The organism is Thermomonospora umbrina, assembly GCF_003386555.1.
Classification (GTDB): domain Bacteria; phylum Actinomycetota; class Actinomycetes; order Streptosporangiales; family Streptosporangiaceae; genus Thermomonospora; species Thermomonospora umbrina.
This window is the reverse complement of record NZ_QTTT01000001.1, coordinates 1,689,148-1,709,511: the sequence shown is the minus strand read 5'-3', so window position 1 is coordinate 1,709,511 and position 20,364 is coordinate 1,689,148. Positions and strand designations below refer to the sequence as shown.

Below are 20,364 nucleotides of genomic sequence, written 5' to 3'. Positions count from 1 at the left end.
TCCGCCGCTCCGGTGATTGGGGCATCCATTACGCGAACCCGGCGCAACACGGGTGTGATCATGGCGACGGGGCGGCCTACCGTACCGGTGTGGGGTGCCTGCGCTGCACGGACGGATCGTCGCTGGCGGTGATCCCGGTGGCCGAGCGTGACCGCGGTGGGACTCCGTACGAGGTCACGCTGGAGCTGCACCGGGACGGCCGGCCGTTCGGCGTGGTCGGCCAGCGGTGCGGCTACCTGCTGGCGGCGCTGGCCGAACGGCTCGCGGCGGCGCGCGCGGACGACTCGCCGGAGGCGCTGCAGTGGCCGGATCCGGACGACCGTTTCCCCCCGTCCCACCCCGTCGTCCCCCGTACCGCCGGGCGTGCGCACTGCCGGTGCGCGGGCGCGGCCGGACCGCCCTCGCCCGACCCGGAGCTGTTCGCCCTCCGCTACCGCGACCGGGTGGACGTGACCAGCACGGGCGAGCTGCGCTGCTCCGTCCGCACCTCCTCGGTGTGGCTCCCGGGACCCGACGCGCAGCCCGACGCCTTTCCTGCCGCACGCGCCTCGGCCCAGGGGAGATGGCGGGTGGCCCGCCGTGCCGTGATCGAGGCGTGGGGGGCGGGCGGCCGGGGTGTGCGCGCGGTGCTCACGTCCGCCGAACTCTCCCGGTTCCTGACCACGCTGCTCGCCGAGACCGAGCGCCAGGCCGGCCCCTGCCCCGACCTCGCGCCGCCGCCCGCCGCCGTCCGACGGCCGCACCGGCAAACCGACCGGGCGCGTGCCGCGTCTACACATACTGAACGCCGGGTGAACACGAAACCGGGCGAGCCGGACGGAATGTCGTAGACGGGCCTCACACACGGCGATACGGGCCATAATTGAGCGTCGTCCGACGGGTGGACGCGCGCGGGAGGAAGAGCCCATGACGGTTCGGCGGGAACGGCTGACCGCGGCGATCAGGCGCAGCGGGGTGTACGGGGCGCTGCGCGAGTCCATCTACCGGATGTACGAGCACCGGGTCGAGGCGTCGCTGCCCACCGACGAGGTCCCGCGTCATGTCGGCGTGATCCTGGACGGCAACCGCCGCTGGGCCCGTTCCATGGGGCTGGCCGACGTCAACACCGGCCACCAGCGCGGCGCCGACAAGATCACCGAGCTGCTGCACTGGTGCACCGAGGCCGGGGTCGAGCTGGTCACGCTGTGGATGCTGTCCACCGACAACCTCAACCGGCCCGCCAAGGAGCTCGACCCGCTGCTGGACATCATCGAGGACACCGTCTCCAAGCTCGCCCGCGACGGCTGGCACGTCAAGGCCGTCGGGGCCATGGACCTGCTGCCCGACTCGACCGCTCGCGTCCTCAAAGACGCCGAGGAGACCACATCCGACCGCCCTGGGCTGATTGTGAACGTCGCCGTTGGGTATGGAGGTAGGCGTGAGATCGCTGATGCGGTGCGCTCACTGCTCCTCGAGCAGGCGGGCAAGGGCACCAGCATCGAGGAGCTCGCCGAGGTCCTCGACGTGGAGCACATCGCCGAGCATCTCTACACGCGCGGCCAGCCCGACCCCGATCTGGTCATCCGGACGTCGGGAGAGCAACGCCTCTCCGGCTTCATGCTCTGGCAGAGCGCCCACTCGGAGTTCCACTTCTGCGAGGTCCACTGGCCGGACTTCCGCAAGGTCGACTTCCTCCGGGCGCTCCGCTCCTACGCCGCGCGGCACCGGCGCTTCGGTTCCTGACACGTGGTTCGGCGGGGCGCCCTCCCCGTCGTGGACCCCGCGGGTCGCACGACCGGGCCGGGGCGCTCCGCCGATCCGGAAACAACCCTCCGGACCACATGAATGGGCGTCCGCGCGCGGGGCTGCGACCCGGCCGCGGGACCCGAAGGAGACCGAGTGGCCACATCCTCCTCGCGCCGCGACCGTCAGCAGCCGGAGCGGCGCACCTACGTCCTCGACACCAGTGTCCTGCTCGCCGACCCGGGGGCGATGACCCGGTTCGCCGAGCACGAGGTCGTCCTCCCCATCGTCGTCATCACCGAACTCGAGGCCAAGCGCCACCACCCCGAGCTGGGCTACTTCGCCCGGCAGGCGCTGCGCATGCTGGACGATCTGCGACTGGAGCACGGCCGGCTGGACGAGGCCATCCCGCTCGGCGACCTGGGCGGCTCGCTGCGCGTGGAGCTCAACCACGCGGACCCCGGGATCCTGCCCGACGGGTTCCGGCTCGGTGACAACGACACCCGCATCCTCTCGGTGGCCGGGTGGCTGTCGCACGAGGGCAGGGACGTGGTGCTGGTCTCCAAGGACCTGCCGCTGCGGGTGAAGGCGTCGGCGGTGGGCCTGGCCGCCGAGGAGTACCGGGCCGAGATGGCGGTGGTGGAGTCCGGCTGGACCGGGATGCGGGAGCTGGAGGTGCCCGCCGGCCAGTTGGAGGAGCTGTACGACTCCGGCACCCTGGACCTGGAGGCGGCCCGCGAGCTGCCGTGCCACACCGGTCTGCGGCTCCTGTCGGAGCGCGGCTCGGCCCTGGCCCGGGTGCTGCCCGACAAGTCGGTGCGGCTGGTGCGCGGCGACCGCGAGGCGTTCGGGCTGCGCGGCCGTTCCGCCGAGCAGCGGGTCGCGCTGGACCTGCTGATGGACGAGGACGTCGGCATCGTGTCGCTGGGCGGCCGGGCCGGCACCGGCAAGTCGGCGCTGGCGCTGTGCGCGGGCCTGGACGCCGTGCTCGAACGCCGTCGTCACCGCAAGGTCGTGGTGTTCCGGCCGCTGTACGCGGTCGGCGGTCAGGAGCTCGGCTACCTGCCCGGGTCAGAGAACGAGAAGATGTCGCCGTGGGCCCAGGCGGTGTACGACACGCTCTCGGCGGTGACCACGCCGGAGGTCATCGAGGAGGTGTTGGACCGTGACATGCTCGAGGTCCTGCCCCTCACCCACATCCGCGGCCGTTCCCTGCACGACGCGTTCGTCATCGTGGACGAGGCGCAGTCGCTCGAACGCGGGGTGCTGCTGACGGTGCTGTCCCGGATCGGCGCGGGCTCGCGCGTGGTCCTCACCCACGACGTCGCGCAGCGCGACAACCTCCGGGTGGGCCGGCACGACGGCGTCGCGGCGGTGGTGGAGAAGCTCAAGGGCCATCCGCTGTTCGCGCACGTCACCCTCACCCGTTCGGAACGGTCCCCGATCGCCGCGCTGGTGACCGACATGCTGGGCGACATCGGGGCCTGATCCCGCCCTCGGCCGACCCCGTCCGCGACCGGTGCCCCGACCGGTCGCGGGACGGTCCCTTCCGGTGTGCACAAGGGCGCATGACGTGGCATACCGTGATGCGCCGACCTCGGTGCGCCATAATGTGATGAAGCTCACATGGTCTGGCGTAATCCGACGGAATGCCTGCTCCAGGTGTGGTTTTACCGCGATCTGTCGCGAGTTGACACATGCCCCACCCGGGGCACTTGTCTCGTTTTGGTTGCGAAGCACCCCCTGACCTCGGGCATTGTGTGCAGCCGTAAGCACCTCCGAGCGGTGCGCGCGATCGGTGGCCCCCCGTGGAACCGCCGATCCGGCCGCCGCTCAGGTCCGGCGCCGCCCCTACGTCGGCGGTCCACCGGCCGGGAGGTGAACGCCGTCGCACGAGCGCCCATGCACGTGCGACCGTCGGAAGGGCCCCCTTGAACGGAGACCGACCGGGGTTCCCTGGGCGAGACGACCACAGCGAGGACCGTCACCCCCACGCGGGCCCGTCCGAGCCGCAGCACGGATCGCCCGAACCCTTCGGCCCCGCGGGCTCCCCAGAGGACATCAGGGTCGCCGGAGCCCCGGCCCCTCCGCCCTTCGACCCGGCCCAGGGCATCGAGCCCCCTCCCCCCTTCGGCCTCCCCGACCGACACCTCGAGGCCCCGTCCTACGGCGCGCCCCAGGACGCCGAGCCCCCCTCCTTCGGCTCCCACCCCGCAGGCGAACCCCCATCGTTCGCCCCGGGCGAGGCGCCCCCCTTCACCCCGGGCGGCGAGGCCTTCTCCTTCGGCACGGACCACGGCACCGAGCCCCCGCCCTTCGACGCGGGCCGCCACAACGAGCCCCCCTTCGGCACGGGCCAGGACACCGACCCCTCGCTGTACAACGCGAGCCCGAGCGGCGAGCCCTCCCCCTTCGGCAACCCCGGCGGGCACGAGCCCCGCTTCGGCACAGACCACGGCAGCGAGCCCGCACCGTTCGGTAGTGCGGGCAATGACGAGTCGCGCTTCGGCGCGGGCCGGGACACCGATCCCTCCCTGTACGACTCGAGCCTGAGCGGCGAGCCCTCTCCCTTCAGCGGCCCCGGCCAACCCGAGCCCCCCTTCGGTGCGGGCCATGGCGGCGGGGCTGCGGCGTTCGAGTCGGGCCGGGATGGTCAGCCTTCGTCCTTCGGCGGCGCCGGTCGCGATGAGCCGCGCTTCGACATGGGTCATGGTGGTGGGTCCGCGCCGTTCGGTGGTGCGGGTAATGACGAGTCGCGTTCTGGTGACGGTCAGCACGGCGATCCCTCGCTGTACGGCTCGGGTCGGGGTGGTGAGTCCTCCGCCTTCGGTGCGGGTCGCGGGGGTGAGGTCGCCTCGTTCGGTGCCGGTGGTGGTGAGGCGCCGGTGGGGCGGGAAGGTGAGGCCTCGTTCGGGACGGGGGTGCCGTTCCGGGTGGAGGAGGGCGGGGAGCTTCGGGGGCCGGGTGGGTCCGGGAGCGACGCCCAGGGTGCGCGGGACGGGGGGCGGCGCGGGCGCAGGGCTGCGGGCGGGTCCGGCGGGCGGCTGCCCGTGCGGATCGCGGCCGTGGCCGGTGCCGCGGTGGTGCTCGTCGGGGTCGGTGCGGTGGCGGCCTTCGCGTTCGACGGTGGGGACACGGCGACGGTGAAGTCGGCGCCCGTGGCCGATGCGCCCAAGCCGCCGGATCCCAAGGTGGTGGAGGAGCAGCGGCGGCGGCTCATGTTGGACCGGGCGTCGCAGGCGGCGCGCAAGGACGCCGGGCGGCCGCTGGACCTCGAGGCCAAGGGGCACACGCCCACGCCGAAGGCGTCGTCCACCGGAGGGGGCTACGCCGGCAACCCGGTGCCCGCCGGGGAGGCGCAGCGGATCGCCAAGGGGATGCTGCCCTCGTACGGGTTCGACCCGGACACGCAGTTCGGCTGTCTGGTCAAGCTGTGGAACAAGGAGAGCGGCTGGCGGCACACCGCCGCGAACCCGTCCTCCGGTGCGTACGGCATCCCGCAGGCGCTGCCCGGCAGCAAGATGGCCAGCGCCGGGTCCGACTGGCGGACCAACCCGGCCACCCAGATCAAGTGGGGCCTCGGCTACATCAAGGGCCGCTATGGAACGCCGTGCGGTGCCTGGTCGCATTCCCAGAGCCGCGGCTGGTACTGATCCGAAGAGGGCATGGCGGACTTTCCGCACGTCTCGCCCGGCACGCGCATGGCGGAGCCGATGAGTCGGCAAAGGGGCGGCAGAGAGTGCCGGGAGCCACGCATTAAGGCTGCCGTTTCGTCGCACGCTGACAACTGTGCGCAGACATCGAATCCAAGCTGAATCGGGACCGCGAAAACAGCGATCCGGCACCGCGATCATCATGGTGGCACTGGCGGTGGCGGTGCCGGGAACCGCTGCCGCCGCCGCCCCGCTTCCGACCGACTCGGAACGGCGGCCGGTCGCGAAGGCGGCGGTGTACAAGCGGCATCGACATCACGTCATGCGGGCCCAGCGCAACAAGAAGATCGCCCGCAAACTCGTGCGGCGGCACTGGGCCGGCGGCCGGCAGTACCGCTGCCTGGACCGGCTGTGGACCAGCGAGAGCGGCTGGAACCACCGCGCCCGCAACCCGCGCTCCGGCGCGTACGGCATCCCGCAGGCGCTCCCGGCGGGTAAGATGGCCCGCTCCGGGAACGACTGGCGGACCAATCCGCGCACCCAGATCCGCTGGGGACTGCGCTATGTCAAGAGCCGTTACCGCACCCCGTGTCGGGCCTGGGCGTTCTGGCGCGAACACCGCTGGTATTGATCAAGGAACGGCCGCCGAAAACGCCGCGGAATGGCGTCCGAACGCAATTCAGCGACCGGTCATCGCGAGCACGTCGAGAGCGGTGTCGAGTTGTTGGAGGGTGAGCGTTCCGCGTTCCACGTGACCGCGTTCCAGCACCACTTGACGAATGGTCTTGCGTTCCCGCAGGGCCTGTTTGGCGATCGCCGCGGCCTCCTCGTAGCCGAGGTACCGGTTCAGCGGCGTGACGATCGACGGTGAGGACTCCGCGTAGGCGCGCAGGCGCTCCACGTCGGCCTCGATCCCGTCCACGCACCGGTCGGCGAGCAGCCGGGAGGAGGCGGCCAGCAGCCGGATCGACTCCAGGACGTTGCGGGCCAGCATCGGCAGCATCACGTTGAGCTCGAAGTTGCCCGCCGCGCCGCCGAACGCGACCGCCGCGTCGTTCCCGATCACCTGGGCGGCCACCTGGATCACCGCCTCGCAGATCACCGGGTTGACCTTGCCCGGCATGATGGACGAGCCGGGCTGTAGGTCCGGCAGCCGGATCTCGGCCAGCCCGGCGGTCGGCCCGGAGCCCATCCAGCGCAGGTCGTTGGCGATCTTGTTGAGGCCGACCGCGATGGTCCGCAGCGCCCCGCTGGCCTCGACCAGCCCGTCCCGCGCGCCCTGCGCCTCGAAGTGGTCGCGGGCCTCGGTCAGCGGTAGACCCGTCTCCCGCGCGATCTCCGCGATCACCCGGGCGGCGAAGCCCGGCGGGGTGTTGATGCCGGTGCCGACCGCCGTGCCGCCCAGCGGCAGCTCGGCGAGCCGGGGGAGCACCGCCTCCAGCCGCTCCACCCCGTACCGGACCTGGGCCGCGTAGCCGCCGAACTCCTGCCCCAGCGTGACGGGGGTGGCGTCCATCAGGTGCGTCCGTCCGGCCTTCACGACGTCGCGGAACTCCTCCGACTTGCGTTCCAGCGCGGCGGCCAGGTGCCGCAGCGCCGGGATCAGCTCGGTGACGACGCCCTCGGTGGCCGCGATGTGGATCGAGGAGGGGAACACGTCGTTGGACGACTGCGAGGCGTTCACATGGTCGTTCGGATGCACCGGGCGGCCCAGCCGTTCGGTCGCCAGGGTCGCGATGACCTCGTTGGCGTTCATGTTGGACGAGGTGCCCGAGCCGGTCTGGAACACGTCGATGGGGAAGTGCGCGTCCCAGCGGCCGTCGGCGACCTCCCGCGCCGCCGCCTCGACCGCGCCGGCCAGATCCTCCTCCAGCACGCCGAGAGAGGCGTTCACCCTGGCGGCGGCGGCCTTGATCCGGCCCAGCGCGGCGATCTGCGCGGGCTCGATCGGACGTCCCGAGATCGGGAAGTTCTGCACCGCCCGCTGCGTCTGGGCCCGCCATCGCGCCTCGGCGGGGACCCGCACCTCGCCCATGGAGTCACGTTCGACCCGATAGTCCTGCTCGGTCATCATCGACACCTCCGGAAGCGACCTACCCATCCGTGGTGATGCAGCCCGAGGGCCGGGCCCGGCATTCCCGGAGCCGGGAACGCGAGGCGGAGATCACCCGGCCCGTTTGTCGATGAGGTAGTCCTTGCGGGTGCCGGGCGCGCCGAGCGGCTGCCTGCTGCCCTTGACCCAGACCTCGCAGGCGGCGGTGTCGTAGATGACCGCCGACAGCCGGGGCTTGTCGAACACCCGCTCGTCGCCGCGCGCCAACAGGCCCCGGAACTCGAAGTTCAGCGATCCGGCCTCGGTGACGAAGATCCGGCAGGTGTCCCCGACGGCCCGGACGACCAGCGGGTTGGTGCCGGCCGCCGGAGGAGCGGCGCCGCCGCGCGCGGTGCTCTGCGGGGTCGGCGGGGTGGACTCGTCCGGGCCCTCCCGCATCATCCCGACCAGGAGCGCGCCGACGCCGATGCCGCAGGCCGCGACGGTGGCCCCGATGAGCGCCACCACCACGGTGAGCCGGTGGCGGGGGGTGGCCTGGCGGCGGGCGGCCCGGGGCGCGGACATGGCCCGTTCGAGGCGGTCGACGGCACGGGCGTGGGTGAGCCGGCGCAGCGGGTTCTTCTGCAGCAGGCCGGAGACCACCGGGGCCAGCGGGCCGGCGTTCTGCGGCGTGGCGGGATCCTCGTTGGCCAGCGCGCTGAGCGTGGCCATCACGTTGCCGCGGTCGAACGGGGGGCGTCCCTCCAGCGCCGCGTACAGGGTGGCGCCCAGCGACCAGAGGTCCGACTGCGGGGTGGCCCGGTCGCCCGCGGCGACCTCGGGCGCCACGTACGCGGGGGAGCCCATGAAGTGCCCCGACTTGGTCAGGCTGGCCGCCCCCGGGGAGAACGCGAGCCCGAAGTCGGTCAGCACCACGCGGTCGCCGTCCAGCAGCACGTTGCTGGGCTTGAGGTCGCGGTGGATGATGCCCGACCGGTGCGCCACCGCCAGCGCGTCGAGGAGTTGCCGGCCGATGTGCGCGACCCGGGCCGGCGGGAGCGGCCCGTCCCGTTCGATGAGCTGTTCCAGGTTGGGCGCCTCGATCAGCTCCATCACGATCCACGGGCGACCCTGTTCGATCACCACGTCGTAGACCTCGACGATCGACGGGGTGCGCAACTGGGCCGGAGCGCGCGCCTCGCGCAGCGTACGGCGGTAGAAGACCACCCGGTCCTCTTCGCCGAGGTCCCCGGGCAGCCTCAGCTCCTTGATCGCCACGGCCCGGTCGAGCAGGTCGTCGTGACCCCGCCACACCGTTCCGTTGGCGCCCTGGCCGATTTCGGAGATCAGCCGATAGCGCGTCGCCAGCACGAGGCGCCCTGACTGAGACATGGCGAGAAAGATACCGGAATGACCACCTTGTCACCGGCCGGTTCGCCCGACGTTTGGGGAAACAGTTGTTCTTGGAGCACGGCCCGCATCGGTCGTGTGGTTCTGGGAAGGAACGGTCGCGCGGAACGGGGACCGGAACCGGCGCCGGCCCCGACGTCGATTCGGAAGAGGACAGCCGTTGCAGCCACCGTTGCGCCCGTTGCCGTCCGGCGTCCTGCCCCTGATGCCCGGGGACCCGGAGGAGGTCGGGCGCTACCGGTTGCTGGGGCGGCTGGGGACCGGCGGAATGGGCCTGGTCTATCTCGGCACGGCCGGGGACGACGACCGGTTGGTGGCGGTCAAGACATTGCACGCCTCCCATTCGATCGACCCCGAGGCCCGCCGCCGTTTTCGCGACGAGGCCGGTTACGCGGGGAGGATCGGCTCGTGCTGCATCGCCCGCGTCGTCGAGGACGGCAGCGACCGCACGCGTCCCTTCCTGGTCACCGAGTTCATCCCGGGCCCTCCGCTGTCGCAGGTCGTGGAGGAGGAGGGGCCGCTGTCCCCGGAGGCCCGGCATGCGGTCGCCATCGGGGTCGCCGACGCGCTGGTGGCCATCCACGGGGCCGGGGTGGCGCATCGCGACATCAAGCCGTCGAACGTCCTGCTGGCCCGCGACGGGCCCCGCGTCATCGACTTCGGCATCGCGCACCCCCTGGACGGTTCCGGCGGGGAGACGCAGGCCGGGGTGGTGATGGGCAGCCCCGGCTGGATCGCCCCCGAACGGCTCACCGGAGGCCCCTCGGACGCCGCGTGCGACGTGTTCGGCTGGGGTCTGCTGGTGGCGTACGCGTCGACCGGACGGCACCCGTTCGGGGAGGGCGACGGCCGGCAGCTCGCCCAGCGGATCCTCGCCCTGCCGCCGGACCTGGCCGGGATGGGGGAGCCGCTGCGGGGCCTGGCCGAGGCCGCGCTCGCCAAGGAGCCCGCGCTGCGCCCCGACGCCGAAGACCTCCTCAGCACCCTCCTGGAGCCCCGCGCGGAGCCGACGGCGGCGCTGGCCGTCGCCGAGCTGTGGACGCCGCCCGAGCCGCCCACCGACGCGGGGGTCGTGCCGCCCCCGCCGCCCCGACGGATGCGGCGTCGCCGTTCCCGGCTGATGACGGGCTGGGTCACGGCGGCGGTGTCGCTGGGCGCGGGCGCGTTCGCGGGCGTGTACCTCGGGGGCGGCACGGAGAACGAGGCCCCGCGCCGCATCGAGGTCACGGTGACGACGGCGGTGCCCGTCCCGCAGCGGCCCGCCGCCTCGGGGTCGGCCACGCCGACGCCCGGGGCGTCGCCCCTGACCAGCCCCCGGGCCACCGGGCCCAAGGCCACGCGGAAGCCCCCGCACAAGCCCGGCGGGGCCTCCAAGGAGAAGCGACGCGGCCGCGAGCGCCGGCCGCCCCACTGACGGGTCAGCGGCGCCCGATGCTCAGCAGCGGGCCCGTCGTGTCGGCGAAGAAGTCGTTGCCCTTGTCGTCCACCACGACGAACGCCGGGAAGTCCTCGACCTCGATCCGCCAGACCGCCTCCATGCCCAGCTCCGGGTACTCCAGGACCTCGACCTTCTTGATGCAGTCCTGGGCGAGCCGGGCGGCCGGGCCGCCGATGGAGCCCAGGTAGAAGCCGCCGTGCGCCTTGCACGCGTCGGTGACCTGCTGGGAGCGGTTTCCCTTGGCGAGCATCACGAACGACCCGCCGGCGGCCTGGAACTGCTCGACGTAGGAGTCCATCCGCCCTGCGGTGGTCGGCCCGAACGAGCCGCTGGCGTAGCCCTCCGGGGTCTTGGCGGGCCCGGCGTAGTAGACGGCGTGGTCGCGCAGGTACTGCGGCATAGGCCGCCCCGCGTCGAGCAGCTCCTTGATCTTGGCGTGCGCGATGTCGCGGGCCACCACCAGCGGACCGGTCAGCGACAGCCGGGTCTTCACCGGGTACCGGGTCAGCTCGGCGCGGATCTCGTCCATCGGCCGGTTCAGGTCGATCCGGACGACCTCGCCCTCGAGCTGGTCCTCGGTGGTCTCGGGCAGGTAGCGGGCCGGGTCGGACTCCAACCGCTCCAGGAACACGCCCTCGGCGGTGATCTTGGCGGTGGCCTGCCGGTCGGCGCTGCACGAGACCGCGATGGCGACCGGGCAGGACGCGCCGTGCCGGGGGAGCCGCACCACGCGCACGTCGTGGCAGAAGTACTTGCCGCCGAACTGCGCGCCGATGCCCAGGCGCTGCGTCAGCTCGAACACCTGCTGCTCCAGCTCCAGGTCGCGGAACCCATGGCCCGAGGTCGTGCCCGAGGTGGGCAGCCCGTCGAGGTAGTGAGCGGAGGCGTACTTGGCGGTCTTGAGCGCGTACTCGGCGCTGGTGCCGCCCACCACGACGGCCAGGTGGTACGGCGGACAGGCGGCGGTGCCCAGGGAGCGGATCTTCTCCTCGAGGAAGGTCATCATCCGCTTCGGGTTCAGCACCGCCTTCGTCTCCTGGTAGAGGAACGACTTGTTGGCGCTGCCGCCGCCCTTGGCCATGAAGAGGAACTTGTAGGCGTCGCCCCCGGTCGCGTACAGCTCGATCTGCGCGGGCAGGTTGCTGCCGGTGTTCTTCTCCTCCCACATGCTCAGCGGCGCGAGCTGGGAGTAGCGCAGGTTGAGCCTCGTGTACGCGTCGTAGACCCCGCGCGACAGGTGCTCCTCGTCGCGGCCGTCGGTGAGCACGTGCTGGCCGCGCTTGCCCATGATGATCGCCGTGCCGGTGTCCTGGCACATGGGCAGGACGCCGGCGGCGGCGATGTTGGCGTTCTTCAGCAGGTCCAGGGCCACGAACCGGTCGTTGGCCGACGCCTCGGGGTCGTCCAGGATGCGGCGGAGCTGTCGCAGGTGGGCGGGGCGCAGCAGGTGCGAGATGTCGTGGACGGCGGTCTCCGTCAGCAGGCGCAGCACCTCCGGCTCGACCTGCAGGAACGTCCGGCCCCCCGCCTCGAAGGTGGAGACGCCGTCCGTGGTCAGCAACCGGTACTCGGTCTCGTCCGGTCCGGTCGGCATCAGGTCGGTGTAGGAGAACTCAGCCATCGTCGGGTTCCTCGTATCACGCCAGGGGCAGGGGCCGTCCCTCAGCATATTTCCAGCGGGGAACCGGGGGCCCCCGAGGCCTGGGCGGAATCGCATCCCTCGTACGCGACGGGGGTGGGGTTCGCGCTGGGCGCGGGCACCGTCTCGATCTGGACCGTCAACGGCAGGTTGAAGAACGTGCCGTTCGCCTGCTCGACCTCGGCGCGCAAGACGATCGCCGAGTGCCCGCGCGGCGAGTCGGACTTGCTGCACCGGGACGGCGCGTGGCTGCTACTGGTCACGGTCGAGGCGCCCGAGGAGCCGTTGAACGAGGAACCCGGCGGTTTCATCGGGGTGGACCTGGGCGTCGCCGACATCGCCACCACCTCCACCGGCTATCGGGCGGCGGGGCGTGGGTTGAATCGGCACCGCCAGAGGATGCGGGACCTGCGCACCAAGCTCCAGGCCAAGGGCACCAAGTCCGCCAAGCGGGTGTTGAAGCGGCAGCGCCGTAGGGAGCAGCGGCGGGCGCGTGATGTCAATCATCGGGTGTCGAAACGGATCGTGGCCGAGGCCGAACGCACCGGATACGGGATCGCCCTGGAGGACCTCACGGGCATCCGGGACCGGGTACGGCACCGCAGGCCCCAACGGGCCGCGTTCCATTCGTGGGCGTTCCACCAACTCGGGGCCTTCATCGCCTACAAAGCCCGGCGGGCGGGTGTGCCGGTGGTGTTGGTGAACCCGGCCCACACGTCCCGGACGTGCGCCGACTGCGGACACCGTGAGCGGGCCAACCGGGTCGAGCAGGCAGTGTTCATGTGTCGGGGCTGCGGCGTCGTTGCGCACGCGGACCACAACGCTTCTCGCAACATCGCCCGCCTGGGCATCGTTGTGTGGGACGCGGGGCGGCAGTCATCCGCCCCTGCCCTCCGTTAGAGGGCTGGACGCGGCGGGTGACCCGACAGCCGGTCGGGCCCTGGCTGCAAGCTCGGCCCTTCATGGCCGAGAATCTGATATTACGACGCGCCCAGGCGGGGGCGGGGCGGGGGCCCGTGTCGGTCGCAGGCCCGCCGCCACTCCGGCGGCGACCAGCACGGCCCCGGCGAGTTCGGCCGCGCCCGGGCGTCCCAGACCCAGCGCCATCGACGTGACGACCGCGCTGATCGGCAGGAGGCCCGCGAAGAGCCCCGCCCGGTCCGCGCCCAGCCTGCCCAGCGCGTCGTACCAGAGGAAGAACGCCACGGTGGTCACGATCGCGGCCAGGTAGAAGAGCGCGGCGGCCTCCCCGGCGGTCGGCGTCCGCACGAGGCCCCGGCCGTCCACCAGCAGGCCGACGACGACCAGCATCGGTACGGCGAGCCCGGCGGAGTACGCCGACACCCGGAAGGCCCCCAGTCGGGGCAGCAGAGGGACCGCCAGCAGCGTGAAGCACACCTCTCCGCCCAGCGCGCCCAGCGCCAGCAGCAGCCCGGTCGCGTTCGCGCCGCCCAGGCCGGTCGCCAGCCCCGCCCCGACGGCCACCACCACGGCCGACGCCACGATCGCCGGCCTGGGGCGGCGGCGCTGCTGCAGCGGCCCGGCCACGGCCAGCAGGATCGGGACGGTGGCGATCACCGTGCCGACGGTGGCCGGGCCGATGTGCTCGGTGGCCGCCACCACGCAGACGTTGAACGTCACGAGACCGGTGGCCGCCAGCGCGACCAGCAGGCCCCACTCCCGCCCGGTCGGCCGCGGTCCCGGTCGGCCCGCCCGACGGTCGATCCGGCGGACCACCGCCAGCAGCAGAGCGGCGGCGAGCGTGTACCGCAGCGCCTGCCCCCCGAAGATCGGATAGCCGTCGAGGGTGGCCGACACCGCGGTCAGCGTCCCGACGAGGGCCATGGCCGCGGCGGCCCCGAGGGCGCCGCGCGGGTTGGTGGAGGAGATCATGACATGTCACGCTAGGAGTCGTTTGGTCTTATCAACAGGACCAATCGACCTCCGAGAGAGTGGACCACGGTGACCGATCTCCACGTGCCGCTGGATCGGGCGGCGGGCCGGCTGTCGGCGCAGATCGCCGCGGGGCTGCGCACCGCGATCCGCGAGGGCCGGCTGGCCGCCGGGACCCGGCTGCCCTCCAGCCGCGACCTCGCCCGCGATCTGGCGGTCTCGCGCGGGGTGGCGGTCACCGCGTACGAGCAGCTCATCGCCGAGGGCTTCCTGACCGCCCGGAACGGCGACGGCACGCGGGTCGCCCGCACCGTGCGCCTCGATCCGGTGCCGCCGCCGGCCGTCGCGCCGCACGAGCAGCCGGCGTCGGCGGTGGCCGCCGGGGCGAGCCCGTGCGACCTGCGGCCGGGGCCCGACCTGGGCGCGTTCCCCCGGGACCGCTGGGCGGCGGCGGTCCGCACGGCGCTGCGGACGATCCCCAACGACGCGCTGTCCTATCCCGAGTCGGGGGGCGTCCCGGAGCTGCGCGTCGAGCTGGCCGGCTACCTCGGTCGGGTCCGCGCCGCCCATGCCGCCCCCGACCGGATCATCGTCATGAACGGGGTCGCGCACGTCCTGTCCTCGGTCGTTCAGGTGCTGGTGGCGCAAGGGCACACGACCCTGGCGGTGGAGGACCCGGCCAGCGACCGGCAGCTCCCCATGCTGGCGGCCGCCGGGGTGCGGATCGTGCGGGTGCCGGTCGACGCGGACGGCCTCGACGTCGCGGCGCTGGCGGCCTCCGGGGCCCGCGCCGTGCTGGTCACCTCGGCGCACCAGTACCCGACCGGCGTGGTGTTGGCCCCGGGCCGCCGGGCCGAGCTGGTCGCGTGGGCGCGGGCGGTCGACGGGGTGGTGATCGAGGACGACTACGACGCCGAGTTCCGCTACGACCGGGATCCGGTGGGCTGTCTGCAGGGCTTCGATCCCGATCGGGTGGTGCTGGCCGGATCGGTGAGCAAGTCGCTGGCCCCGGCGCTGCGGCTGGGCTGGGCGGTCGTTCCGGACGCGCTGCTCGGGCCGCTGCGCGAGCACCGGGTCAACACCGACATCGGCGGCCCCGTCATCGAGCAGTACGCGCTGGCGCACCTGCTGGCCTCGGGCGCGTACGACCGGCATCTGCGGGCGATGCGGCGGCTGTACCGGTCGCGGCGCGACGCGCTGGTCGCCGCGCTCGCGGAGCTGCTGCCCGATGTCCGCGTCCAGGGTGTCGCGGCGGGATTGCACCTGTATGTTGAGTTGCCTACGGACTGTGACGAGGCCCGGGTGGTGGCGGAGGCGGCGCGCTCCGGCGTGGTGCTGGAGGGGGCCGCCCCGATGTGGTCCCGGCCCGCGCCGCCCGCCCTCGTCCTCGGTTACGGACGGGTCGGTGAGACTCGGCTGCGGGCGGCGGTGGAGACGCTGAGCCGGGCGATTGCCGCCGGTGTTCGTGGGTAGGACGTGGCGGACGCGAGGAGGGTGCGGATGATCGAGTCGGAGCGGCGGACCGGAGGCACGATGAGTCTGGACGAGGCGGCGCGACAGTTGAGGCTGGCCGTGCACGACGCCCAGGTGGCGTTCGACTGTCTCGGCCTCGGCGACCTGGAACGTTCTCAGGAGCACGCCATCACCGCGCGGGCGGCCGTGGACGCCGCCTCGCTCGCCCTGCAGGAGGCGCTGCGCAGCCTGACCCCCGAGGAGGCCGCCAGCCAGGGTGAGCACGCGGTGACGGCCCTGGAGGAGTGACCTCCGACGCCGTCAGCCCGCGGAGCGCGCCGCGGCCTCGGGCCGCGGCGCGAATCCGCGGGCCAGCAGCACGATCCCGACGACCAGCGCCGCCGGCACCGCGAACGCCAACCGCAGCCCGTCGGTCTCGCTGAGCGGTTCGACCGCCCCCACGATCCCGGCCCCCAGCACGAACCCCACGTAGTTGAAGACGTTCAGCCGCGCCACCGCGACCCCCAGGCCCGTCGGGTCGACCCGCCCGGCGGCCGAGAACGCCACCGGGGCGACGACGCTCAGCCCCAGCCCCGCCACGGCGAACGCGGCGATCGCGGCGACGGCGTTGGGCGCGGCCACCACCCCGATCATCCCGACCAGTCCCACGAACCCGCCCAGCCGGACGACCTGAACGCCCCCGTGGCGCCGCACCCCGAGGTCGGCCGCCGCCCTGGTCACCACCATCGCGACCTGGTACGCCACGTACCCGAGCGGAGCCGCGTAGTCGCTCGCGCCCAGCTCGTCCTCCAGGTACTTGGCGGAGTAGTTCGAGACGGCGGCATCGGCCAGATAGAAGATCCCCATGGCCGCGCCCACGACCAGCACGGGACGCCAGGGCACCCGTCGGGCGGCGGCCCTGAGCTCCTCGGCGCTCGGCCCCGTGCCCTCCTCGTCCTTGCCGTACAGGCCGCGCCCGGTGACGAGGGAGACCGCCACTCCCAGCACGGTGGGGACCACGAAGCCGGCGAACAGCGACAGGTCCAGCCGGTTGGCCAGGGCGACCCACAGGCCCCCGACGATCCCGGCGACGCTCCACACCGCGTAGAAGCCGGTGAGCAGGCTCACCCCGTAGCGGCGTTCGACCGCCACGGCCTGCGCGTTCATCGCCGCGTCCACCCCGCCGACGAACAGGCCGAACACCGCCACGGCCGCGTACAGCGGCACCAACCCGCCGCCGGTGAGGCCGACGAAGGTCACCGCGACGCAGACCCCGGGCTGGGCCACGCGCAGCACCGGGGCGCTGCCGAAGCGGGGGAAGAGCGCCCCCGCCACGACGCTGCCCGCTCCGGCGATCAGCGGAACGAGCAGCAGCACCAGCGCGAGCGCCCCGTCGCTGAGGTCGTGGGCGTCCTGCACCCGCGGCACCCGGGTGACCAGGGAGGCGAAGCACAGCCCCTGGACGGCGAAGGCGGAGTAGGCCGACACCCGTGCCCGACGATCCCGTGCGTCCATCGGCGGCCTCCGCGCATCGTCCCGAAAGAATGTGAAGGAGATTCGCGTCAGCGTAGGGACCGGGATCACCCGGGTCAATGGGCGGGGAACGCTATCGTCGAGGGGTGGAAGTCCCCTGGCGCCCGGCCCCCGCGGAGCCGGTGACGCGCGTGCACGATCTGCGGGCCTCCGACGCCGACCGGGAACGGGTCGCGGCGATGCTCGGCGAGGCCCTCGCGGACGGGCGGCTGACCATGGAGGAGCACTCCGAGCGCACCACCCGCGTCTACGCGGCCCGCACCCTCGGCGAGCTGACCGGCCTGACCGGCGACCTGTCCCCGGCCGAGGCGCAGCCGATCCTCGTCGACGACCGCCCTCTCCAGGCGACCTTCGGCTCGGTGCGCCGGGAGGGGCGCTGGGTGATGCCCGTCCGGCTGCCCCTGTACGCCCTGTTCGGCACCGTGGAGCTCGACCTGCGCGAGGCCATCCTGCAGCGTCGCCACGTGGTGCTGGACTCGTGGGTGCTCTGCGGGCGGATCCGGCTCCTCGTCCCCGAGGGCGTGCGCGTGGACGTGACCGGCCGCAGCGTCCTGAGCACCCGCGAGGTACGGGTCAGGCCCGACGGCGACGGGCCCACCATCGAGATCAGCGGACGCATGGTGCTGGGCTCGGTACGGGCCCGCGCCCCCAAGCGCACGCTGCGCGAACGGATGCGGGGCCGGCTCCGCAAGAGCCCCTGACCGGCCCCGTCCCTACGGCTAGACCGCCTGGTCGAAGTTGATGGCGCTGTAGGCCCGCAGCTTGGCCAACTGGTGCTCGCTCGCCACCTTCCGTATGGTGCCGCTCCGCGAACGCATCACCAGCGAGTGGGTGACCGCGATGCCCTTGCGGTAACGGACGCCGTCGACCAGCTCGCCGTCGGTGATGCCGGTCGCGGCGAAGAACACGTCGTCGCTCGTCACCAGGTCGTCGGTGGTCAGCACCCGGCTGAGGTCGTGCCCGGCGTCGATCGCCTTCTGCCGCTCGGCGTCGTCCTGCGGCCACAGCCGGCCCTGGATGACGCCGCCCATGGCCTTGATGGCGCAGGCGGTGATGATGCCCTCCGGGGTGCCGCCGATGCCCAGCAGCAGGTCGACGCCGGTGCCCTCGCGGGCGGCCATGATCGCTCCGGCCACGTCGCCGTCGGTGATGAACTTGATCCGGGCCCCGGCCTCGCGGACCTCCTTGACGATGCCCTCGTGCCGGGGGCGGTCGAGGATGACCACGGTGACGTCCTCCACGGAGGAGCCCTTGGCCTTGGCCACGGCCTTGATGTTGTCGGCCACCGGACGTTCGATGTCGACCGCGTCGGCGGCCTCGGGGCCCGTGACGAGCTTCTCCATGTAGAAGACGGCGGACGGGTCGTACATCGAGCCCCGCGCGCCCACCGCGATGACCGCGATGGCGTTCGGCATGCCCAGGGCGGTCAGCCGGGTGCCGTCGATCGGGTCCACGGCCACGTCGCACTCCGCGCCGCTGCCGTCCCCGACCTCCTCACCGTTGAAGAGCATGGGCGCGTTGTCCTTCTCGCCCTCGCCGATGACGACCACGCCCCGCATGGACACGGTGTTGATCAGTTGTCGCATGGCGTTGACCGCGGCGCCGTCGGCGCCGTTCTTGTCGCCGCGGCCGACCCAGCGGGCGGCGGCCATGGCGGCGGCCTCGGTCACGCGGACCAGCTCCATGGCCAGGTTGCGGTCGGGGGCGGCCGGCTCGGTGGCGAGCGGGGAGGCAGCGGTCATGTCATCGGACCTCACGGACATGGCAGACATCGCGATACAGCCCTTTCGGTCGGCAGGTGCCTGATTCTCCGGCCCACCACGCCGAGCCAACAAATTGGACCAGACCAGAGGTGAGCGGCACCGATGCCCGGGAGGTACCCGACCGTCGGACACGATCACCTCCGGACCGTTCCCGGTTTCGGTCCGGCGGCCCACGGGTGGGCGGGGATCGTGACCCCCGTCCCATAGGGCGTAATCTCTGCTCTCATGAGCAGCGACATCCAGGTGCCGTCCGGCGAGACCGGGACGGGCGGCGCGGCCGCGGTGGGCGCCGTCCCCGGCGGCCCCGCGGAGCAGGACCGGGCCGAGTCCCCCCGGGGCTCCGAGCGCGGGGCGGCCACCCGCGGGGCCCTCCTGACCGCCGCACGCGACGTGTTCGCCGAGTCGGGGTTCGCGCAGGCCGCGGTGACCGACATCGTCGCCCGCGCGGGCGCCAGCGTCGGCAGCCTCTATCACCACTTCAACGGCAAGGCCGACCTGTACCTGACGCTGTGGGACGAGTTCCAGACCCGTCAACAGGAGCGCACCCGCGACGCGGTGCACGCGGCCCGCGCGGCCGGTGAGACCGACCCCATGCAGGTGTTCATCGCGGGCGCCAACGCCTACCTCGACGGCTGTCTGGCCGACCGCCGGATGTCCCGGCTGTTCATCCGGGGCGACGGCCCGCCCGGCTTCGACCGGGTGATGCACAAGCGGCTGCGCAAGTGGGCCCGTCGCAACGCCGCCCTGTTCCACACCCCCGACGGGGGTGTGGACGAGCCGCTGGTGATCGTGCTCACCGGGGCGATGGCCGCCGCCGTGACCGAGATCTCCCTGGGCGAGGACGAGGGCGCCTCCCGCAGGCTGGCCTCCGACATCATGGAGATCATCGGCACCATCCGCAGCCCCCGTGCGGAGCGGTCGTGACCGTGCGCGATCCTGGCGGGGTGACCGACGAGACCACCGAGCCCGCCGAGCCCGCCGCCTCGCCCGCGGAGGGGCCGTACGAGGTGTCCCCGGGCGTCTACAAGAGGCTCACCACCGGGCTGGGCGGCTTCACCATGGCCATGCTGGCCTGCGTGGTGCTGGCCGGGCTCGTCGTGCTGATCGCCCCCCGCGACGGGGAGGAACGGCTCCCCACCGCGGACTACGCCGGTCACCTGTTCGCGCTGCGCTCCGACGCGCCCTACCGGCCGTACGCCCCCGAGGGGCTGCCCGCCGCCTGGCGGCCCACCAGCTCCCGACTGTCCGGGCTGGGCGAGAAGGGCCCGGTCGCCTGGCACCTGGGCATGGTGACGCCGTCGGACGAGTACGCCGCGCTGGAGCAGAGCAACGAGCGGCCCGTCGGCGAGTACCTGTGGCGGATGACCAACTCCCGTGACGCCCTGGGGCCCCAGCAGGTCGCCGGGCAGACCTGGCAGCGCTACTACCGCAAGGACAAGGACCAGCGGTCGCTGGTGCGGACGCTGCCGGACCTGACGCTGGTCGTCACCGGCACCGCCTCGTACGAGGAGCTGGCGGTGCTGGCCGCGTCCCTCAAGCCGCAGGCCAAGGGCGGCGCGATCCCGGCCACGTCGCCCACGTCGTAACGGGGCTAGAACGGGGTGCGGTCGTCCTTGGCGGCGTCCTCCGGAGCGGCCATCGCGGCGGCGAGTCGGGCGCGGGCCCCCTCCAGCCACTCCTCGCAGATCTCGGCGAGCCGCTCGCCCCGCTCCCAGAGCCCCAGCGAGTCCTCCAGCGTGAGGCCCCCGGCCTCCAGGCGCCGCACGACGTCGGCCAGCTCGTCCCGAGCCTCCTCGTAGGAGGGCCTCTTCTCGTCGGTCACGGGCCTC

At 72.9% G+C, this 20,364-nt stretch carries 19 protein-coding genes; 12 read left to right on the top strand and 7 right to left on the bottom strand.

Going from position 1 to position 20,364, the window contains the following annotated elements:
- The first annotated feature begins 137 nt into the window (after positions 1-137).
- From DFJ69_RS07355 to DFJ69_RS35380, 5 genes are all read left to right on the top strand, one after another.
- Positions 138-830 (top strand): hypothetical protein, encoded by a 693-nt coding sequence (locus DFJ69_RS07355; protein ID WP_245974113.1) that lies wholly within the window; start codon positions 138-140, stop codon positions 828-830.
- A 76-nt stretch (positions 831-906) separates the two neighbouring features.
- Positions 907-1,722 (top strand): isoprenyl transferase, encoded by an 816-nt coding sequence (locus DFJ69_RS07350; RefSeq protein WP_116021782.1) that lies wholly within the window; start codon positions 907-909, stop codon positions 1,720-1,722.
- Positions 1,723-1,878: 156 nt separating this feature from the next.
- Positions 1,879-3,210: an RNA 5'-3' helicase PhoH2 gene (gene phoH2, locus DFJ69_RS07345; RefSeq protein WP_116021781.1), complete on the top strand. Its 1,332-nt coding sequence runs from the start codon at positions 1,879-1,881 to the stop codon at positions 3,208-3,210.
- 443 nt (positions 3,211-3,653) lie between these two features.
- Complete coding sequence (locus DFJ69_RS36435; RefSeq protein WP_425453310.1) at positions 3,654-5,375, top strand: aggregation-promoting factor C-terminal-like domain-containing protein; 1,722 nt, start codon at positions 3,654-3,656, stop codon at positions 5,373-5,375.
- A 202-nt stretch (positions 5,376-5,577) separates the two neighbouring features.
- Entirely contained in the window at positions 5,578-6,006 is a 429-nt protein-coding gene (locus DFJ69_RS35380) for an aggregation-promoting factor C-terminal-like domain-containing protein (protein WP_245974111.1), read from the top strand.
- 48 nt (positions 6,007-6,054) lie between these two features.
- Here DFJ69_RS35380 and DFJ69_RS07330 read toward each other — a convergent pair whose 3' ends face one another.
- Together DFJ69_RS07330 and DFJ69_RS07325 are read right to left on the bottom strand one after the other, a co-directional pair.
- On the bottom strand, positions 6,055-7,446 hold the full coding sequence (locus DFJ69_RS07330; protein WP_116026462.1) for a class II fumarate hydratase: 1,392 nt from the start codon (positions 7,444-7,446) through the stop codon (positions 6,055-6,057).
- 93 nt (positions 7,447-7,539) lie between these two features.
- Positions 7,540-8,799 (bottom strand): serine/threonine-protein kinase, encoded by a 1,260-nt coding sequence (locus tag DFJ69_RS07325; protein WP_116021780.1) that lies wholly within the window; start codon positions 8,797-8,799, stop codon positions 7,540-7,542.
- 178 nt (positions 8,800-8,977) lie between these two features.
- Between DFJ69_RS07325 and DFJ69_RS07320 the strand changes: the two genes are divergently transcribed.
- Complete coding sequence (locus tag DFJ69_RS07320; RefSeq protein WP_147312230.1) at positions 8,978-10,231, top strand: serine/threonine-protein kinase; 1,254 nt, start codon at positions 8,978-8,980, stop codon at positions 10,229-10,231.
- A 4-nt stretch (positions 10,232-10,235) separates the two neighbouring features.
- On the opposite strand, the gene DFJ69_RS07315 is transcribed toward DFJ69_RS07320, so the two are convergent.
- Complete coding sequence (locus DFJ69_RS07315) at positions 10,236-11,876, bottom strand: fumarate hydratase (RefSeq protein ID WP_116021778.1); 1,641 nt, start codon at positions 11,874-11,876, stop codon at positions 10,236-10,238.
- Positions 11,877-11,990: 114 nt separating this feature from the next.
- Here DFJ69_RS07315 and DFJ69_RS07310 point away from each other — a divergent pair, with 114 nt between their 5' ends.
- Entirely contained in the window at positions 11,991-12,794 is an 804-nt protein-coding gene (locus tag DFJ69_RS07310) for an RNA-guided endonuclease InsQ/TnpB family protein (RefSeq protein WP_170177563.1), read from the top strand.
- Positions 12,795-12,854: 60 nt separating this feature from the next.
- On the opposite strand, the gene DFJ69_RS07305 is transcribed toward DFJ69_RS07310, so the two are convergent.
- Complete coding sequence (locus DFJ69_RS07305) at positions 12,855-13,787, bottom strand: DMT family transporter (RefSeq protein ID WP_116021776.1); 933 nt, start codon at positions 13,785-13,787, stop codon at positions 12,855-12,857.
- 69 nt (positions 13,788-13,856) lie between these two features.
- Here DFJ69_RS07305 and pdxR point away from each other — a divergent pair, with 69 nt between their 5' ends.
- Together pdxR and DFJ69_RS07295 are read left to right on the top strand one after the other, a co-directional pair.
- Entirely contained in the window at positions 13,857-15,260 is a 1,404-nt protein-coding gene (gene pdxR, locus DFJ69_RS07300) for a MocR-like pyridoxine biosynthesis transcription factor PdxR (RefSeq protein ID WP_116021775.1), read from the top strand.
- A gap of 27 nt (positions 15,261-15,287) precedes the next feature.
- A complete protein-coding gene (locus tag DFJ69_RS07295; RefSeq protein ID WP_425453309.1) occupies positions 15,288-15,548 on the top strand; it encodes a hypothetical protein in 261 nt (86 codons plus the stop codon).
- A gap of 12 nt (positions 15,549-15,560) precedes the next feature.
- Here DFJ69_RS07295 and DFJ69_RS07290 read toward each other — a convergent pair whose 3' ends face one another.
- Positions 15,561-16,754, bottom strand: a complete 1,194-nt coding sequence (locus DFJ69_RS07290; protein WP_116021774.1) for an MFS transporter — start codon at positions 16,752-16,754, stop codon at positions 15,561-15,563.
- A 104-nt stretch (positions 16,755-16,858) separates the two neighbouring features.
- On the opposite strand from DFJ69_RS07290, the gene DFJ69_RS07285 reads away from it, so the two are divergent.
- Positions 16,859-17,473, top strand: a complete 615-nt coding sequence (locus tag DFJ69_RS07285; RefSeq protein WP_245974109.1) for a DUF1707 SHOCT-like domain-containing protein — start codon at positions 16,859-16,861, stop codon at positions 17,471-17,473.
- An 18-nt stretch (positions 17,474-17,491) separates the two neighbouring features.
- Here DFJ69_RS07285 and glpX read toward each other — a convergent pair whose 3' ends face one another.
- Positions 17,492-18,514: a class II fructose-bisphosphatase gene (gene glpX / locus DFJ69_RS07280; protein ID WP_211328537.1), complete on the bottom strand. Its 1,023-nt coding sequence runs from the start codon at positions 18,512-18,514 to the stop codon at positions 17,492-17,494.
- 246 nt (positions 18,515-18,760) lie between these two features.
- On the opposite strand from glpX, the gene DFJ69_RS07275 reads away from it, so the two are divergent.
- Together DFJ69_RS07275 and DFJ69_RS07270 are read left to right on the top strand one after the other, a co-directional pair.
- Positions 18,761-19,459 carry a TetR/AcrR family transcriptional regulator gene (locus tag DFJ69_RS07275; RefSeq protein ID WP_116021772.1) on the top strand — a complete coding sequence of 233 codons (699 nt, stop codon included), beginning with the start codon at positions 18,761-18,763 and terminating at the stop codon, positions 19,457-19,459.
- Positions 19,460-19,479: 20 nt separating this feature from the next.
- Positions 19,480-20,121: a DUF4245 domain-containing protein gene (locus tag DFJ69_RS07270; RefSeq protein WP_245974108.1), complete on the top strand. Its 642-nt coding sequence runs from the start codon at positions 19,480-19,482 to the stop codon at positions 20,119-20,121.
- 5 nt (positions 20,122-20,126) lie between these two features.
- On the opposite strand, the gene DFJ69_RS07265 is transcribed toward DFJ69_RS07270, so the two are convergent.
- On the bottom strand, positions 20,127-20,357 hold the full coding sequence (locus DFJ69_RS07265; RefSeq protein WP_116021771.1) for an exodeoxyribonuclease VII small subunit: 231 nt from the start codon (positions 20,355-20,357) through the stop codon (positions 20,127-20,129).
- Positions 20,358-20,364: the final 7 nt, after the last annotated feature.